Genomic DNA, 15,693 nt, shown 5'->3' on the forward strand with positions numbered 1-15,693 from the left:
AGCCGTGCGCGCGCCGCCTGTCACCAGCATGGCCGCACCCGGGCCCGTACGCCTCCGCGATGCCGCTCACCGCGTCAGGAGGACGGCGGCTCCTCCGCCTCGTCGGCTTCCTCCCGTGTGACCCAGCGCCCGGTGTCCGTGTCGTAGTCGTGGACGGGCCGCCCCCGCGCCCCGCTCGTACGGAACGGGCGCCCGTCGTCGTCGATGCGCACCGCCCCGGACCTGCCCCCGCTGCTCCACACCAGCTCGGCGAACCAGTAGCAGTCGCAGCGGACCGTGCGGCCGGTGACGAGGAAGACCTCCGGGTCCGAGGCCGAGACGCGGTACGGGAAGGCGACCGCCTCGATCGGCACGCCCGAGTCGTTGCCCGGCACCGATCGCGCCACGGGACGGGGGACGTCGAGGTCGACGTCGAACACCCGCGGGGTCAGCGCCCCGCCGCACCCGGGGCTCATCCGGTACACCCGGCCCCCGACGGGCGCCCCCCGCTCGACGACCCGGATGCGCAGCGCCTCCAGCACCACGGCCCGCTCGTCCCGGCCCTGAACGGTGATCCGGACCCCGGTGTCGCCGGCGTGCACCGCGCCCAGAGCCTTCGCCCAGGCTGCCCCGTCGGCCTCGACCGGGGGCGGCGGGACGGCCGCGGGCGCGCGGTCGACGAGATAGGAGTGGCCGCAGCCGGACTTCCACACCTGGTCGTCGCTGGTCCAGGTGAACGGCACCCGCCCGGCTCCGGTCCCCGGGTCCGGCCCCGGCCCCGGGGAGGACCCCGGCGGCCCGGGTACCCCTTCCTGCCGTGCGACCCCGGGCGGCGCTGTCGACCGGGGACCGCCCGACGGACCGCGCGACGGAGCGCCTGACGGTGTCCCGGGTGCGGGTGTGCCGTCCGTGGCGGACGGCTCCGGGACGCCCCCCGGGGGGATGCCCGGCCCCTGGGCCGCCGACGGTTGCCGTTCCTGCCCCGGCAGGAACGGCAACCGGGTCCCGCCGAAGCCCGTGACCAGGGCGAGGACGGCCACGGCCGCGGCGAGGGCGGCGACCGCCTGCCCGTACCGGCGCACCCGCCGCGAGCGACCCGGCGCGGCCGGGAGGGCCCGGCCCTCGGCGCCGTACGACGCCGAGGGCCGGGGCCCCTCGCCGTCGCCGGGTCCCGGCGCGGAGCTCTCACGTGCGGCCTTCGCCACCGTCCCGGGCTCCCCGGCCCGCACCGGCCCCGCGCCGGGAGTCTTTCGTACAGCGTCTGTCTCCCCACCGGCGGTGGGCTCAGCGCCGGGAGTCTCCCGTGCAGCGTCTGTCTCCCCACCGACGTGCGGCCCCGCGCCGGGGGTCTCCCGTACGGGTTCCGCCGCAGCGTCTCCCGCCCCCTGCCGGTCGAGGCGCTCCGCGTCCGCCAGGAGCCACAGGCGGTGCAGGGCCTCGCGTTCCCCGCCCGGCGCTCCGCACAGCCGGGCCAGCCGTTCCACCGCGGCGAACTCCGCCGGCACCGTCCGTCCGGTGCAGTAGCGGTGCAGCGTCGATCCGCTGACCCCGACGCGACGGGCCAGCGAGGCATACGTCCGGCCCGAGCCCTCCCGCAGCGCGTTCAGCCGCTCCGCCAGTGCGTCACGCGCGCACCCCTCGGCCTCGTCACCCTCGCTCAAGCCGCTCGCCCTCCTCACAGCCGTCCCAGGGCGTTCCAGCCCTCCGGAAACACCCACGTCACCGGGGGTGGGACGGTTCCAGCCCGGCCGGAAGCAGTGTCGTGCTTGTCCGGAGCCTGGGCGGCCGCCCAGGCTGGTGCCCGTTCCCCTACGACTCCCGTACGGGAACACGACCGACCGCCCGAACGGGGAGCTTCACCATGCAGATGATCCGCACCGCACTCCTGACCGCCGCAGCCGCGGGCCTGGCCGCCACCGCGCTGGCTTCCGTGCCCGCCGCCGCGGCTCCCGCCCCCGCCCCCGCTCCGAAGTTCCTCAGCGCCGAGGAGCTGCCCGCGTCCCACACCCCGTGGACCGCGGGCCCGGTGCGCAAGGGCCTGCCCGAGTACGGGGCCGTGTGCACCGGCGAGACCACCCCGGCCGCCGGTACCCGCCACCGGGAATTCCGTACCGAGCTGGACACCGGCGCCCGCCAGATCATCACCGTCGCCCCCACCGCCGCGAAGGCGAAGGCGCTCGCGGCGAAGCTGCGGACCTCGTTCGAGACCTGCCTCGACCGGCTCAAGGAGCAGGACCCGGGGCTGGAGGGCGAGGCCTTCTACCACGGCCGCGTGAACGTGGCGGACGGCGCGCACGTCTACAGCATCGACACCTCCTACCCGGAGGTCGGCTCCACCGACATCGGCCTCTACTCCGTGGGCCGCGACGGCCGCGCGGTGACCGTCGTCGAGTGGGGCCAGCTCGGCGATCTGGACGGCGCGCCGTTGGAGGGATTCAGGAAGACGACCCGCACCGCCGTCGCCAAGTTGTACTGACCCCCGCACCCGCGACCGGCCGCCGACGGGGGGCGGCCGGTCGCGCCGGAGGTGCGAGGCCCCCCTGACCGGGAGCATCCTGGCTGTGTGACCCGGCACGGTACGACCCGGCACACCCCGCCCGCCGGAAGCGGGGACACGGACGGGGCGGGCGAGGACGGCCGCGTACCGGACGAGCTTTCCCTCGTCCTCGCACAGTCCCTGGTGAGCGCCGTCGAGTCGTCCGACGGCTACGCGGGCGGGGTGTACCTGCGCACGGGGACGCCGGGGCTGCTGCGCCTCGCGGTACTCGCCGGACTGCCGGGCCCGCTGTTCCGGCCCTGGTGGCGGATGCATGTGAACCGCCCCTTCCCGGTCTCCGAGGCCTACCGCTCAGGGCGGCCCGTACTGCTCGCCGACGCGGAGGAGGCGATGCGCCGCTTCCCACAGCTGATGGCAGGGCTGCCGTTCCCGTTCGGTTCGCTGTGGGTCCCCGTCACCGGGCCCCTCGGCAGCATGGGCGTACTGACCGTTCTGCGGGCCTCCACCCCGGGGCGGCCGATCGCCGCGGCCGACGGGGACCGGCTCCACCGGCACGGCCAGCGGCTCGGTGACGCGCTCACCGATCTGGAGCGGCGGGGCATCGACTGCGTGTGGGAGAGCGAGCCGGTCCCCGTGCAGCTGCCCGCCGCCACCGCGCCCCCGGTGCGGGTCGGCCGCTTCGACTGGGACCTGCACTCCGGGCAGGTCGCCGCCGACGACGAACTGTGCGCGATCCTCGGCTTCGAGCCCGCAGCCTTTCCCGGCACCGTCGACGCACTGGCCGCACGGCTGGTCCCCGAGGACGTGTACGGGTTGTGGGCCCTGGCCCGGCAGACGGTGGAGTCGGCACAACCGGTCGTCCGCCGCATGCGGCTGCGCGGCCCCGACGGCCGGTCCCATCTGCTGGAGCTCTCCGGCCGCTGGACCCATCCGCAGGGCGACGCGGACTCCAGCCATCTGACCGGGTTCCTGGTCGACCTGGGCGCGGGCCCCGTCGAGCCGGAGGCCGCCGACCGGCTGCCCCGGGGCGTCCTCTCCCTGGACCGGCTCGGCCGGATCACCTATGCCAACGGCCTCGCCGAAGAGCTGCTCGGCCACTCCCGTACGGAGCTCGTCGGCCGCCTGGTGTGGCAGGCCCTGCCGTGGTTCGGGCACGAGGCGTACGAGGACCACTACCGGGCCGCCCTGATCGCCGACGAGCCCGTCCACTTCCTCGCCCGCCGCCCGCCCTCCCGCTGGCTGTCCGTCTCCCTGTATCCGGGCCACGACGGGGTGAGCGTCGTCCTCCAGGCGACCGACCGGCCTGCCTACGCCCCCGGATCCGTCACCGCGCCGGGCCTGGGCATCGGTTCCACCGCCGACCGCTCCTCCGCGCTCTACCGACCGGTGGCCCTCGCCATCGCGCTGACCGAGGCGGTCACGGCCCGTCAGGTCTCCGCGGTGGTCACGGAGGAACTGCTGCCCGCGTTCGGCGGCCGCCAGCTCGCCATCTATCTGCTGAACGAGCGTCATCTGCACCTGGCGTGGGAGACGGGGTTTCCCAAGGGCTTCCTCGACCGCTTCGACGGGGTCGGGCTCGACGTCAGGATTCCCGGGGTGGAGACCCTGACCACCGGCCGCCCGATCTTCTTCGAGTCCATGCAGCGCCTGGCCGAGGCCTACCCGGGCATCCCCATGGACGCGGACGTCGGGGCCCGGGCCTTCCTGCCGCTGATCGCCTCGGGGCGGCCGGTGGGCTCCTGCATCCTCGGCTTCGACCGGCCCCGCGGCTTCAGTCCGGAGGAGCGCACGGTCCTGACCGCGCTGGCCGGGCTCATCGCGCAGGCGCTCCAGCGCGCCCAGCGTTACGACAGTGAGTCGGCCCTCGCCCGCGGACTCCAGGACGCCCTGCTGCCCCACCGGCTGCCGGAGGTCGACGGGGTGGACACGCTGGGGCGCCATCTCTCCGGCACCCAGGGCATGGAAGTGGGCGGCGACTGGTACGACGTCATCGAGACCGGTCACGAACTCGCCCTGATCATCGGCGATGTTCAGGGCCACGGCGTCGCCGCCGCCGCGACGATGGGGCAACTCCGCAGTGCGGTCAGGGCGTTCGCGCTGAGCAACCATGATCCGCAGGAGGTGATGAGTGGGACGAACCGGCTGCTCATCGACCTCGACCCGGGCCAGTTCGCCAGCTGCTGCTACGTGGCCCTCGACCCGGCGACCGGGGTGGCCCGGGTCGTACGGGCGGGGCATCCGCAGCCCGTGCTGCGACGGCCCGACGGCCGGACGGAGGTGCTGGACCTGCCCGGCGGCATCGTGCTCGGGATCGACGGGCAGGCGGCCTATCCGGTCACCGAGATGCGGCTCGAACCGGGCGCCATGCTCGCGCTCTTCACCGACGGCCTGATCGAACGCCCCGGTACCGACATCGACGAGGGGATCGAGCGGCTGCGCGCCACCGTCGAACGCATCGGCGCCGTCCCGCTGGCCGACACGGCCGACCAGGTCATCGGGGAGGCACGAGCGGCCATCGACCGCCCCGACGACATCGCGCTTCTGCTGGCCGCCCGCTGGGCCGGGACCTCGGCGGTCCGTCCGCCCGCAGAGGCGCACACCCCCGGACCGGACCTGTGGCGGACGTTCCGGGGTACGGAGTCGGGGCGCACGACCGAGGCCCGGGGCCGACCCCGCACCGATGACGGCACGGCGGCCCCGAGTCCGGCCCGGACGGACGTCAGCCCCGGTCGGGACCGGTGAGGGCCCCGACCAGGGCTGGGCGGTGTCCGCCGGGACGTGCCCGGCCGCCGGTCAGGTCCGACGCCCGAGGTGCCCGGCCGGCGATCAGGCGCCCGAGGCCTTCAGCATGCCCTCGCGCTCCACGACCTTGATCCGCTCCCGGCCCTGGGCCGCGCCGAGCGCCTGCTCGTGCGCGTCCAGCCTGTGCCAGCCCTCCCAGGTCGTGTACCGCACGCCCCGGTCCTCCAGGAAGGCCTCGACGGCCTCGGGGGCGGGCGTCGCCGGCTCGGGCAGCCGGCCGGCGGCGCGGTCCTCCAGGAGGCAGGCCACCGTCTCGTTTGCGTCGCCCTTCGTGTGGCCGATCAGGCCGATCGGACCGCGCTTGATCCAGCCCGTGACGTAGACCGAGGCCATGTGCTCGTCCCCGGAGATGACCCGGCCCGCCTCGTGCGGGACGGTGCCGGAGGCCACGTCGAAGGGGAGCTTGGGCAGCTCCTCCGAGTAGTAGCCGACGGCGCGGTAGACGCTCTGGACGTCCCAGTCGGTGAACTCTCCGGTGCCCCGGACATTGCCGGTGCCGTCCAGCTCGGTGCGCTCGGTGCGCAGCGCCGCGACCTTGCCGTCCTCGCCGAGGATCTCGACGGGGGACTCGAAGAAGTGCAGGAACAGCTTGTGCGGGCGGTCGCCGACATCGCGGATCGCCCAGTTCTCCAGGGTCTGCGCGACCATGTTGGCCTGCTTGTTCTCCCGGCGGGTCGCGATGGAGCCCTCGTCGTACTCGATGTCCTCGGGGTTGACGATGACCTCGATGTTGGGGGAGTGGTCCAGCTCCCGCAGCTCCATCGGGCTGAACTTGGCCTGCGCCGGGCCACGCCGCCCGAAGACGTGCACCTCCAGCGCCTTGTTCGCCTTGAGGCCCTGGTACACGTTGTCCGGGATCTCGGTGGGCAGCAGCTCGTCCGCCGTCTTGGCCAGGACCCGGGCCACGTCCAGCGCCACGTTGCCCACGCCGAGGACGGCGACCTTCTCCGCGGTGAGCGGCCAGGTGCGGGGGACCTCGGGGTGACCGTCGTACCAGGAGACGAACTCGGCCGCGCCGTAGGAGCCGTCCAGTTCGATGCCGGGGATGTCGAGCGCCCGGTCGGCCTCGGCGCCGGTGGAGAAGATCACGGCGTCGTAGAACGAGCGCAGGTCGTCCAGGCCGATGTCGTTCGGGTAGCTGACGTTCCCGAAGAGGCGGATCTGCGGCTTGTCCAGCACCTGGTGGAGGGCCTTGACGATGCCCTTGATCCGGGGGTGGTCGGGGGCGACGCCGTAACGGATCAGGCCGAAGGGCGCGGGCATGCGCTCGAAGAGGTCGATGGAGACCCCCGGGTCCTGGCAGACCTCGGATTTGAGCAGCGCGTCCGCAGCGTAGATACCGGCGGGGCCGGCTCCGACAATGGCGACGCGGACGGGGCGTGTCATGGCGTGGTGTTCCTTCGGGGCGGGCGAACGCGGGCAGGTACAGCGTACGTCGGAGGTAAGGGTTGGCTTACTAGTCTCCACCCCACACCGTAAGCGATCGCCCGGCGAGCCCTTCGACCGGCCCTGGCCAGTGTGCCCGATAAGTCCATTTCATCATGTCGATATGGTCGATTTACCTCCTTTGGAAACTCTCATCCATAAAAGGCTTATTGGGGTGCTTGAGGCTTTTGCCCGCCCGTGTTTTCGCCATCTCCGGTGGACGTGGTGAGCGTCACGTCGTGGGACGCGGACGGTGATCCGGAGGGTTCGGTTCCCTTCTGCGCGAAGAAAGTTGACGCGGTGACGGTGCGGCCCTCGACGGAGATCCCCTGTTTCGATCATGTGGAAAAACAGCAATGCGGAATGCGGGGCTTGTTCTGTTCGGCGTTTCTCGCCTACCGTCACCGTCAATCCGGATGGAACGCCGAATCCTGCCGCCGTCCGGGAATCCGAAACCCACTCACGTACGGCAGGAGCGGGGGACCCAGGTAAGTCGCCGAACCGTTACCGGAACGGCTTGGGGTGAAGTCGCATGCCCATGCGGCCAGACATCTCCCGTCTGAACCCGACAGCTCACCTCGCAGGCGCCGGAGAGGAAATTCCCCATGCCCGCACAGGGTAAGCACCGCCGTCCCAAGTCCACCTCGCTGAGCCGCGGCATCGCCGCTGTGACCACGGGCGGAGCCGTTCTCGCCCTCCCGGTGATCGGCGCCACCACCGCCTTCGCGGCCCCCGCCCCGGCCGCCCAGCAGCAGGCCGTGGCCCCGGTCTCCGTGGCCGCCCAGGCGAATTCCGCCGCCAAGGCCGCTTCCGGGGCCACCGTGAAGGCCGCGCCCGCCAAGCATTCCGTGGCGGCCGGGGAAAGCCTTTCCAAGATCGCCCGCGAATATTCCGTCAGCGGCGGCTGGAAGAAGCTCTACGAAGGGAACCGGAAGGTCATCGGCGGTAATCCCGACCTCATTCACCCGGGTCTCACGCTGACCATCGGAGCCAAGGCTGCCGCCCCGTCGGAGAACAAGTCCGGCAAGGCTTCCGCGAGCGCCGCCCGCGGTGAGTCGGCTGACCGCGCCGACCGTTCCGAGCGCGCCGCAGCCCCGGTGGCGAAGGCCGCCCCGGCCGCCGAGAAGCCGACCGCGTACACGAACGACCTCGACGGCTGGATCAAGGAGTCGCTGGCGATCATGGCCGAGCGCGGCATCCCCGGCAGCTACGAAGGCATCCACCGCAACATCATGCGCGAGTCCTCCGGCAACCCGAACGCCATCAACAACTGGGACTCCAACGCCGCCAAGGGGACCCCGTCCAAGGGCCTGCTCCAGGTCATCGACCCGACCTTCCAGGCCTACCACGTGCCCGGCACCTCGACCGACAGCTACGACCCGGTCGCCAACATCACCGCCGCGTGCAACTACGCCGCCGACCGCTACGGCTCGATCGACAACGTCTTCGGCGCCTACTGACCGAGGCGCGGAGACCGGAAGGCGGTGCCACCCGTTCGCGGGGTGGCACCGCCTTCCGCCGTTTCCCGCTCCCGCCGTCAGGTACGCCGGTAGGTGCGGCCGCCGCGCCGGGGCAGGGCCCGCGGGTCGTCCGCGCCGTCGGAGGCCGCGGTGGTTTCGAGAGCCAGGTGGAGCTCGGCGCGGACGGCGGCGTCATCGAGGTTCCGGTCGAGGTGCTCGGCGCACTGGGCGAGCCAGACCGTCAGAGTGGTGCGGTGGACGTGCAGTTCGGCCGCGGCGGGCGCGGTCTTCGCGTGGTGGCGCAGCCAGCAGGCCAGCGCGATCCGCAGGTGCGGTTCGAGACCGCCGACCAGAGCGGTGGCCCAGGCGAGGGCGGGGGCGGTGTCGAGGATTCCGGCGGGCAGGGTCTTCAGCCGGGCCGGACCGTAGGGGCCTGCGGCCGCTTGGCTTCCCGGCGGCGTCCGGCCCGAGCCCTCCGGCCCGCCGTCGTGACCGTGGTGGTCGCCGGAGGCGGGAGCGCGCAGGGCGAGGAGGAGATGGGCCCGCACGGTGGCGTCGTCGAGGTCCGTGCCGAGCAGGGCGGTCAGCTCGCGCAGCCGGGTGCGGAGGGTACCGGCGGAGAGGCCGAGCGCGGCGGCGGCGCGCGGGGTGCTGCCGGTGCGCAGCCACACCAGGAGCAGGTGCCGGTGCTGCGGCGTGAGCGGGCCGAGGACGGCGGCCGCCCACCGGCTGTAGGAGCCGGGGTCCAGGAGACGCACGAGCTGCGTGGCGCCCACGGCATCGGCGGGGACGACACGGTGGGCGGGGGTGGCGCTGTGCCGGGCTGCGGCCGCGTCCGCGTGCGCGGTGGGCATGTCCGCGAGCGGGAGCGGTCCGGCGAGGCCCGCGAGGAGGTGGTGGCGTTCACTGACCCGGGAGACCAGGCGGAGGATCCGCCCGTTGTCCTGGCCGCGGTGGAGTTCGGCGACCAGGAGCTCGCCGTCCAGCTCGCCGATCAGTGCGCAGGAGCCGCTGTGCCCGGCGAGGGAGGGGCGGGCGGCGCGCCAGAGGACCTGGTGGGCGGTGGGTACGTCGGGGCCGGTGAGCCGGTAGACCGTGACATGCGTGAGGCCGTCGGCGCCCAGGGTGTCGGTGACGGCGGTGGTGTGGCCGCCCAGGAGCAGCCGGAGCAGCGTGGAGTGCAGCCGCATCTGCTCGGCGCGCAGTTCGGCGGCGCGCTGCCCCCGGACCTCCAGCAGGGCCGCGGTGGTGGTGGCGACGAGGGCGGTGTGCTCGGCGCGGACGACGGGCGCCGGGTGCAGGACGAGGACGGCCCCGGCCGCCGGGCGCAGGACGTGGTGCGGGTGGTCCTGCGGGTGGGACGCGGCCCGGACGCCGGTGGCGGCCGCGATGGCGGGGGTGCTGTAAACGGCTCCGGCGATCGGGTCGGCCAGCACCGCCGAGCCGTTGATCAGGGTGGCGGCCTCGCTGATCAGGTGAGCACCGGAGCGCATCGCGGCCCGCAGGAGCCGGTCCGCCGCGGCCTCCCGCGTATCGCGGGCGCGGAACGGATCGGCTTCGAAGGGCTCTGCCGTACCTCTGGTGCTCATGCTGTACGCCTCTGCGGGCCGAGCGCGCCGCGCACCGGCCCATCCCGGTGCGCGGCGCGGCGGTTGCGGACAGGGGTTACGGGATGCGGGCGACGGCCCCCCACCCGGCCCGGGCCGTGGTGGTGCCGGTGTTCGCGTCGGGCCGCCAGTTCGGCCAGGACACCATCCCCGGCTCCACCATCTCCAGCCCGTCGAAGAACGCGATCGTCGTCTCCGGCTCCCGGAAGATGTACGGGATGGCGCCGGAGGAGTTGTACTCGTCCTGCACGGCTCGGTGCGCCTCGTCCGAGGCGGTGGAGTGCGAGAGCGAGAGGTAGCTGCCGGAGGGGAGCCGCTCCACCAGCCGCCGTACCAGGGACAGCGCGTCGTCCCAGTCCACGATGTGCCCGAGCACGTCCGAGATCACCAGGGCGACCGGCCGTGTCAGGTCCAGGGTCTCGGCGGCCCCGGCCAGGACGGTGTCCGTGTCGCGCATGTCCGCCTCGACGTACGCGGTCGCGCCTTCGGGGCTGGACGTCAGCAGGGCATGGACGTGCAGCAGTACGAGGGGGTCGTGGTCGACGTAGACGATCCGCGACTCCGGGGCGATCCGCTGGGCGACCTCGTGGGTGTTGTTCGCCGTGGGCAGGCCCGCGCCGACGTCCAGGAACTGCCGTATCCCGGCGTCCCGGGCGAGGTAGGTGACCGTCCGGCGCAGGAAGTCACGGGACTCCTTCGCGAAGGTTTCGATCAGCGGGTACTTGCTCTTGTACGCGTCGCCCGCCGCCCGGTCCGCCGGGAAGTTGTCCTTCCCGCCGAGCCAGTAGTTCCACACCCGGGCGCTGTGCGCGACGGACGTGTCGATCTGTGCGGGCAGTTCAAGCCCATTCCCGGTCGTACTCATCCTGCAGAATCTCCCTAGTTCGGGCCGGGCGTATCGCCATCACGCACGACATGTCCAGCATTGCTTGGTATTCCTGTACGGACGGATTGGTGTCCCAGACCTCCGCCGTCCCGGGCAGCCCGCCCTCGCGGACCACGTGGTCCGCGATCTCCCGGATCTCCACCCGGTACAGACTCAGCGCCGGAACCCCGGTGAGCGGGTGCGGCGGCGCGCCGTCGGGGTGCAGCTGCACCGTCACCTCCCGCCGCCCGGCGGCCCTCTGAAGCGCGTTCAGCTGCTCGCGCATCACCTCGGGGCCGCCGACCCGGCAGCGCAGCGCGGTGACCGGCAGCACCGCCCACACCCGCGCCTGCTGTTCACGCAGCCGCTTCTGACGCTCCGCCAGCAGGTCGGCCCGCCGCTGCCGCGCCCCGGCGCCCAGTTCGGGCCGCAGGGCCGCGTCCACGGCCATGGCGTAGGCCGGGGTCCGGAGCAACAGGGGCACGAGCGCCGGGTCCCAGGTGCGGACGACGCTCGCGGCGGACTCCACGCTCATCAGGTCCATGAGCCAGGGGTCCATCGCGTCCCGCCACGGGTGCCACCAGCCGGGCATGTTCGCGGCGTTGAGCCGGCCCATGATGTCCTCGGCCTCCGCCGCGCCCGCCCCGTAGAGGCCGAGCAGCGCGGAGACCTGCCCGACATCGAGGGAGGTCTGCGCCTGCTCCAGCCGCCGCAGCGTCGTCGGATGCCAGCCGAGCTGCCTCGCGGCCTGCGGCACGGACAGACCGGCGCCTTCCCGCAGGTGCCGCAGGCGCGCCACCAGGACCAGGTGCTGCGCCGTCCGGCCCGACCGTTCACGCGCCACGTGGTGCTCCCTCCCCGCTCCGGCTCGATCTATTCGACACTCCGCGCAGTCTGAGCGCAATGCATACAACGCACCTTGCGACGACCGCACGCCGCTCTCATGGTGAGTATCTCCGACGCCACCCTGGAGCCCACCCCGTGAACCATCCGAGTCCGCTGCGCGCTGTTCCCGCCCCGATGCCGGCCCCCGCCCGCCCGCTCGATCTCCGCGTACGCGCGCAGCGGATCCAGATCGACGAACTGATCGTCGACGACCCGCACGAAGTCCTCGCGCACGCCTGCCGGGCAGCCCGCACCGCCCCGGACACCGCGGCCCTGCTGGGGCACGGCCCCGGCGCCGACCTGACGCTCCCGGCGGCCGCCGCGCTTCTCTGCGCCCTCTACGAACCCGACGAACTCGCCACCATGGGCCTGCGCTTCACGCGGCACACCACGCACGTCACCGCCCACAACCAGCAGAGCGAACCCGTCTCGCTGGAGCTGTCCCACGCCCCGGAACAGGGGCGCTGACCTGCCCGGTCGCCTCGCCCGGCAACGCCGCGCGACCCGGCTTCGGATGCCGGAGGCCCGCCGGAAGTTACCCCTAAGTTTCTAGTGACTTACCACACGATTGACAGTAGAACCTGTTGCACTCTGCCGAGAGTGAGGGATGTCACATGGGTGACACTGCCATGCGCAATAGCGGGGCCAAGGGTGTCTCGCGTCGAAGATTCATCACTGGAACAGGTTCTCTTCTGGGTGCTGCGGCGGTCGCCGGGCACGCCGCTCCGACGTGGGCGAGCGTCCGTCCGGCGGCGGCGCCGATCGGCTCGGGGGCGCATGTACCGGTCCTCGTCATCGGCACCGGATACGGCGGCTCCGTGGCCGCCCTCCGGCTCGCCGAGGCCGGCACGGACGTCCACATGATCGAGATGGGCATGGCCTGGGACACCCCGGGCGCGGACGGCAAGATTTTCGCCAACACCACCAAGCTCGACGACCGCTCCTTCTGGCTGCGCACCCGGACCAAGCAGCCGCTGAGCAACTTCCTCGGCTTCCCGCTCGACAAGAACGTCAACTGCTACACCGGCATCCTCGACGCCGAGGAGTTCGGCGGTATCACGGTCTACCAGGGGCGGGGCGTCGGCGGCGGATCGCTGGTCAACGGCGGTATGGCCGTCACTCCCAAGCGGGAGCACTTCGGGGCCGTCCTCCCCACGGTGAACGCCGCGGAGATGTACAGCACCTACTACCCGCGCGCCAACAGCGGGCTCGGCGTCACCACCATCGACCCCGACTGGTTCGACACGGTCGACTGCTACCAGTACGGCAGGGTCGGGCGGAAGCACGCCCAGCGCTCCGGCTTCCCGTTCCTCTTCGTACCCGCCGTGTACGACTGGGACTACATGAAGCAGGAGGCGGCCGGGGCCGTCCCCAAGTCCGCCCTGGACGGCGAGATCCTCTACGGCAACAACTACGGCAAGAAGTCGCTCCAGAAGACCTACATCGACCGGATCAGAGCCACCGGACGGGTCACCATCTCGCCGCTCCACAAGGTCACCTCGGTCGCTCCGGCACCGGGCGGCGGCTACACCGTGCTCATCGACCAGCTCAACACCGGCGGCCGGACCACGGTCACCAAGTCCGTCACCGCGGACAAGGTGTTCTTCGCGGCGGGCAGCGTGGGCACCAGCAAGCTGCTGGTCGCACTGAAGGCCACCGGTGCCCTGCCCCTCCTCAACAGTGAGATCGGCAAGGGCTGGGGCGACAACGGCAACGTCATGTGCGGCCGCGCCAACCACCTGTGGGACCCGACCGGGAAGGTCCAGTCGTCCATCCCCACCGGCGGCATCGACAACTGGGACGCCGGAGGAGCGTTCGCCGAGATCGCCCCGCTGCCCACCGGGATCGAGACCTGGGCCTCGTTCTACCTGTCCATCACCAAGAACCCGCACCGCGCGCAGTTCACCTGGAACGCGGCGGCGGGCAAGGCCGAGCTGAACTGGCAGACGGCGTGGAAACAGCCGTCCATCGACGCCGCGAAGACCATCTTCGACAAGATCAACCAGAAGGAAGGGACGATCTACCGCACGGACCTCTTCGGCGTCCACAAGATCTGGGGCGACCACCTCACCTACCATCCGCTGGGCGGCGCGGTCCTGGACAGGGCCACGGACAACTACGGCCGTCTGCACGGCTACCCGGGGCTGTACGTCATCGACGGCGCGCTCATCCCCGGCAACACCAGCGTGAACCCCTTCGTCACCATCACCGCGCTGGCCGAACGGAACATCGAACGGATCATCGCCGCCGACCTGTAGAGCAACCGGCGGGCGAAGAGCCCGGGGCCGGGAGTGCCAACCCGGCGGCCCCGGACTCCGTCAGTGACCGGCTCCCTCAGTGACCGGGCAGAACGCACACCGCGTCGATCCCCAGCACATGGTTGAGCCGCCCGAACGCCAGCCACGAGCCGATGCTCATGCTCAGCTCCACGATCTCCGCCTGGCTGTAGTGCGCCGCCATCCGTTTCCAGAAGGCGTCGTCCAGACCGTGGTGGTCGAGCGTGTACCGCTCGGCGTACTCGGCCGCGAGCCTGGTCCGCTCGTCGAAGGCCTCGGTCGTACGCCACTGGGTCACCGCCTCGGCGAACTCCTCCTCGACCTTCGCCCCGTCCCGCTCGGTACGCCAGTCCAGGCAGAACAGACACCCGTTGATCTGCGCCACCCGCAGCCTGGCCGCCTCGAACTCCCGCAGCCCCAGGGTCGTGTGCTCGTACACGGACATCGAGAAGGCGGCCGCGGCCACGCCGATGCCGGGGACCATCTCCCCCCACACGTAACCGATGGGCTCCTGGCCCTCCGGGATGTCGATGATCATGCCGGTCTCCTTCCCAGCCTGCCGACCGCAGGCCGCAGCGGGACGTCGAGTGCGTCGTACAGGCCCGGCTCCGCCTCCACCAGCCAGTCGATGGCCGAGACGAGCCGCCCGACGGCCGTGGCGTTCCCGCCCGCCGACCGGTTCTCGCCCTCGTCGGAGGCCTCGACCGTCACCTCGATGCGGGGGCGGCCCTCGATCACCACACGGTGCGCGCCCACCCCGTCGGGCGGGGACGGCCAGTCCGGCGCGCACGAGGCGTGGATCCGGGTGATGTGCTCGATGACGATGCGTGGCTCGCCGCCCACGATGCCCTGCACCTCGAACCGCACGGCCCCCTGGGTGCCCGCGGCGAACTCGCCCATCGTGCGCGTACTGACCGTCGTCTCCAGCACCCGGCGGTCCGATGTCTCGCGGATCTCGTCGAGTTCGACGCCGAGCGCCCGGGCCATCAGACGTATCTGACCGCCCCACACCATGGTCGGGACGCTCTCCGCCAGCATCAGCGGCTGGTAGTCCATCGGGTGCCCCATGCCGATCAGGTGGCGTACCGAATCCTCCTGCTCGTACGTGGAGTAGTCGAAGATCTCCTGGCAGCGGATCACGTCCACCTCGGTGCCGAGACCGCTGACCAGCAGCGGCAGGACGTCGTTGCCCCAGCCGGGGTCGACCCCGGAGACGAAGAGGGAACCGCCGCCCTCCGCGACGGCGGCCAGGACCGGGTCCCGCAGTTCTGGAGGGGCGTTGCGCTGATCGTAGAGCGGATAGAGGGAGGGCGTGACGACCACCGCCCCGGCCCGGATCGCCCTGCCGATGTCGGCGAGGGCGTCGTCGGGGCGGATGTCGCCGGACGCCGCGTAGACCACTGCCCTCGGCCGCTCGGCCAGGACCGCGGTGGTGTCGACGCTCGCCGCCACGCCGAGCGGGTGCCCGAGCCCGGCCAGTTCGCCCGCGTCGCGGCCGGACTTGGCGGGGTTGTGGACGAGGACGGCGGTGAGTGCCAGTGCCGGATGGGCCGCGACGGCGCGGATCGCCGCGCGGCCGACGTTGCCGGTACCCCAGACAACCGTGGGAATCATGCGCGGAGGGTAGCGGCCCGGCCATGCACTTCCCAGAGCCGCGGCGGGACCAGAACAGGCGGGACCAAAGGGTGTTCCCGGGCCGGTGACGAGCCGCCGGCGCGGGAGTTCAGCGTGCGGCCGGGCCTCCGGCCAGCAGCAGCGCCACATCCACCGCCGCCACGGCCACCGCCCCCGCCAGCGCGGCCTTGCGCCATCGGTGGCCGAGGGCGGGTCCCACCAGCGCCGCCGCCCCGGCCAGGGCGAGCGCGGCCGCGCCTCCGGCATTCGGCGGGCCGGACGG

General features: G+C 72.5%; 12 protein-coding genes and 1 riboswitch. Of the genes, 5 read left to right on the plus strand and 7 right to left on the minus strand.

The genetic code is table 11. The features are described 5' to 3' along the window. Positions 1–74 precede the first annotated feature (74 nt). Positions 75–1,640, minus strand: coding sequence for a transcriptional regulator (locus CIB93_RS15090; RefSeq protein WP_096627330.1), 1,566 nt, complete (start codon positions 1,638–1,640; stop codon positions 75–77). A gap of 200 nt (positions 1,641–1,840) precedes the next feature. Between CIB93_RS15090 and CIB93_RS15095 the strand changes: the two genes are divergently transcribed. Together CIB93_RS15095 and CIB93_RS15100 are read left to right on the plus strand one after the other, a co-directional pair. After that, on the plus strand, positions 1,841–2,455 hold the full coding sequence (locus CIB93_RS15095) for a hypothetical protein (RefSeq protein WP_096627331.1): 615 nt from the start codon (positions 1,841–1,843) through the stop codon (positions 2,453–2,455). A gap of 87 nt (positions 2,456–2,542) precedes the next feature. After that, on the plus strand, positions 2,543–5,218 hold the full coding sequence (locus CIB93_RS15100; RefSeq protein WP_257002201.1) for a SpoIIE family protein phosphatase: 2,676 nt from the start codon (positions 2,543–2,545) through the stop codon (positions 5,216–5,218). An 84-nt stretch (positions 5,219–5,302) separates the two neighbouring features. Here the strand turns inward: CIB93_RS15100 and CIB93_RS15105 are convergent, their stop codons facing one another. After that, positions 5,303–6,664, minus strand: a complete 1,362-nt coding sequence (locus CIB93_RS15105; protein ID WP_096627332.1) for an FAD-dependent oxidoreductase — start codon at positions 6,662–6,664, stop codon at positions 5,303–5,305. A gap of 451 nt (positions 6,665–7,115) precedes the next feature. Next, a riboswitch (cyclic di-AMP (ydaO/yuaA leader) is annotated at positions 7,116–7,305 on the plus strand. 3 nt (positions 7,306–7,308) lie between these two features. Between CIB93_RS15105 and CIB93_RS15110 the strand changes: the two genes are divergently transcribed. Next, a complete protein-coding gene (locus CIB93_RS15110) occupies positions 7,309–8,163 on the plus strand; it encodes a transglycosylase SLT domain-containing protein (RefSeq protein WP_096627333.1) in 855 nt (284 codons plus the stop codon). Positions 8,164–8,240: 77 nt separating this feature from the next. Here the strand turns inward: CIB93_RS15110 and CIB93_RS15115 are convergent, their stop codons facing one another. The 3 genes from CIB93_RS15115 to CIB93_RS15125 all read right to left on the minus strand — a co-directional run bounded on the left by CIB93_RS15115 (position 8,241) and on the right by CIB93_RS15125 (position 11,479). Further along, entirely contained in the window at positions 8,241–9,752 is a 1,512-nt protein-coding gene (locus tag CIB93_RS15115; RefSeq protein ID WP_096627334.1) for a PucR family transcriptional regulator, read from the minus strand. A gap of 76 nt (positions 9,753–9,828) precedes the next feature. Continuing rightward, positions 9,829–10,635 carry an SAM-dependent methyltransferase gene (locus CIB93_RS15120; RefSeq protein WP_096627335.1) on the minus strand — a complete coding sequence of 269 codons (807 nt, stop codon included), beginning with the start codon at positions 10,633–10,635 and terminating at the stop codon, positions 9,829–9,831. Beyond that, the gene (locus CIB93_RS15125; RefSeq protein WP_096627336.1) at positions 10,610–11,479 is read right to left on the minus strand and encodes a helix-turn-helix transcriptional regulator; all 870 of its coding nucleotides are present in this window, start codon (positions 11,477–11,479) and stop codon (positions 10,610–10,612) included. The genes CIB93_RS15120 and CIB93_RS15125 overlap by 26 nt, the downstream gene beginning before the upstream one ends. Before the next feature lie 137 nt (positions 11,480–11,616). Here CIB93_RS15125 and CIB93_RS15130 point away from each other — a divergent pair, with 137 nt between their 5' ends. Next, complete coding sequence (locus CIB93_RS15130; RefSeq protein WP_373558754.1) at positions 11,617–11,988, plus strand: hypothetical protein; 372 nt, start codon at positions 11,617–11,619, stop codon at positions 11,986–11,988. 146 nt (positions 11,989–12,134) lie between these two features. Next, a complete protein-coding gene (locus CIB93_RS15135; RefSeq protein ID WP_179500117.1) occupies positions 12,135–13,778 on the plus strand; it encodes a GMC oxidoreductase in 1,644 nt (547 codons plus the stop codon). A gap of 76 nt (positions 13,779–13,854) precedes the next feature. On the opposite strand, the gene CIB93_RS15140 is transcribed toward CIB93_RS15135, so the two are convergent. Beyond that, complete coding sequence (locus CIB93_RS15140; RefSeq protein WP_096627337.1) at positions 13,855–14,334, minus strand: carboxymuconolactone decarboxylase family protein; 480 nt, start codon at positions 14,332–14,334, stop codon at positions 13,855–13,857. Further along, positions 14,331–15,410 (minus strand): dihydrodipicolinate reductase, encoded by a 1,080-nt coding sequence (locus CIB93_RS15145; RefSeq protein WP_096627338.1) that lies wholly within the window; start codon positions 15,408–15,410, stop codon positions 14,331–14,333. The genes CIB93_RS15140 and CIB93_RS15145 overlap by 4 nt, the downstream gene beginning before the upstream one ends. Between the last annotated feature and the right edge of the window lie 283 nt (positions 15,411–15,693).

Source organism: Streptomyces sp. WZ.A104, assembly GCF_002382885.1.
Taxonomy (GTDB): Bacteria; Actinomycetota; Actinomycetes; order Streptomycetales; family Streptomycetaceae; genus Streptomyces.

Coding starts and splice junctions, on each gene's coding strand:
- CIB93_RS15095 (WP_096627331.1), top strand. CDS start 1,841: ATGCAGATGATCCGCACCGCACTCCTGACCGCCGCAGCCGCGGGCCTG.
- CIB93_RS15135 (WP_179500117.1), top strand. CDS start 12,135: ATGGGTGACACTGCCATGCGCAATAGCGGGGCCAAGGGTGTCTCGCGT.
- CIB93_RS15110 (WP_096627333.1), top strand. CDS start 7,309: ATGCCCGCACAGGGTAAGCACCGCCGTCCCAAGTCCACCTCGCTGAGC.
- CIB93_RS15140 (WP_096627337.1), bottom strand. CDS start 14,334: ATGATCATCGACATCCCGGAGGGCCAGGAGCCCATCGGTTACGTGTGG.
- CIB93_RS15120 (WP_096627335.1), bottom strand. CDS start 10,635: ATGAGTACGACCGGGAATGGGCTTGAACTGCCCGCACAGATCGACACG.
- CIB93_RS15115 (WP_096627334.1), bottom strand. CDS start 9,752: ATGAGCACCAGAGGTACGGCAGAGCCCTTCGAAGCCGATCCGTTCCGC.
- CIB93_RS15145 (WP_096627338.1), bottom strand. CDS start 15,410: ATGATTCCCACGGTTGTCTGGGGTACCGGCAACGTCGGCCGCGCGGCG.
- CIB93_RS15105 (WP_096627332.1), bottom strand. CDS start 6,664: ATGACACGCCCCGTCCGCGTCGCCATTGTCGGAGCCGGCCCCGCCGGT.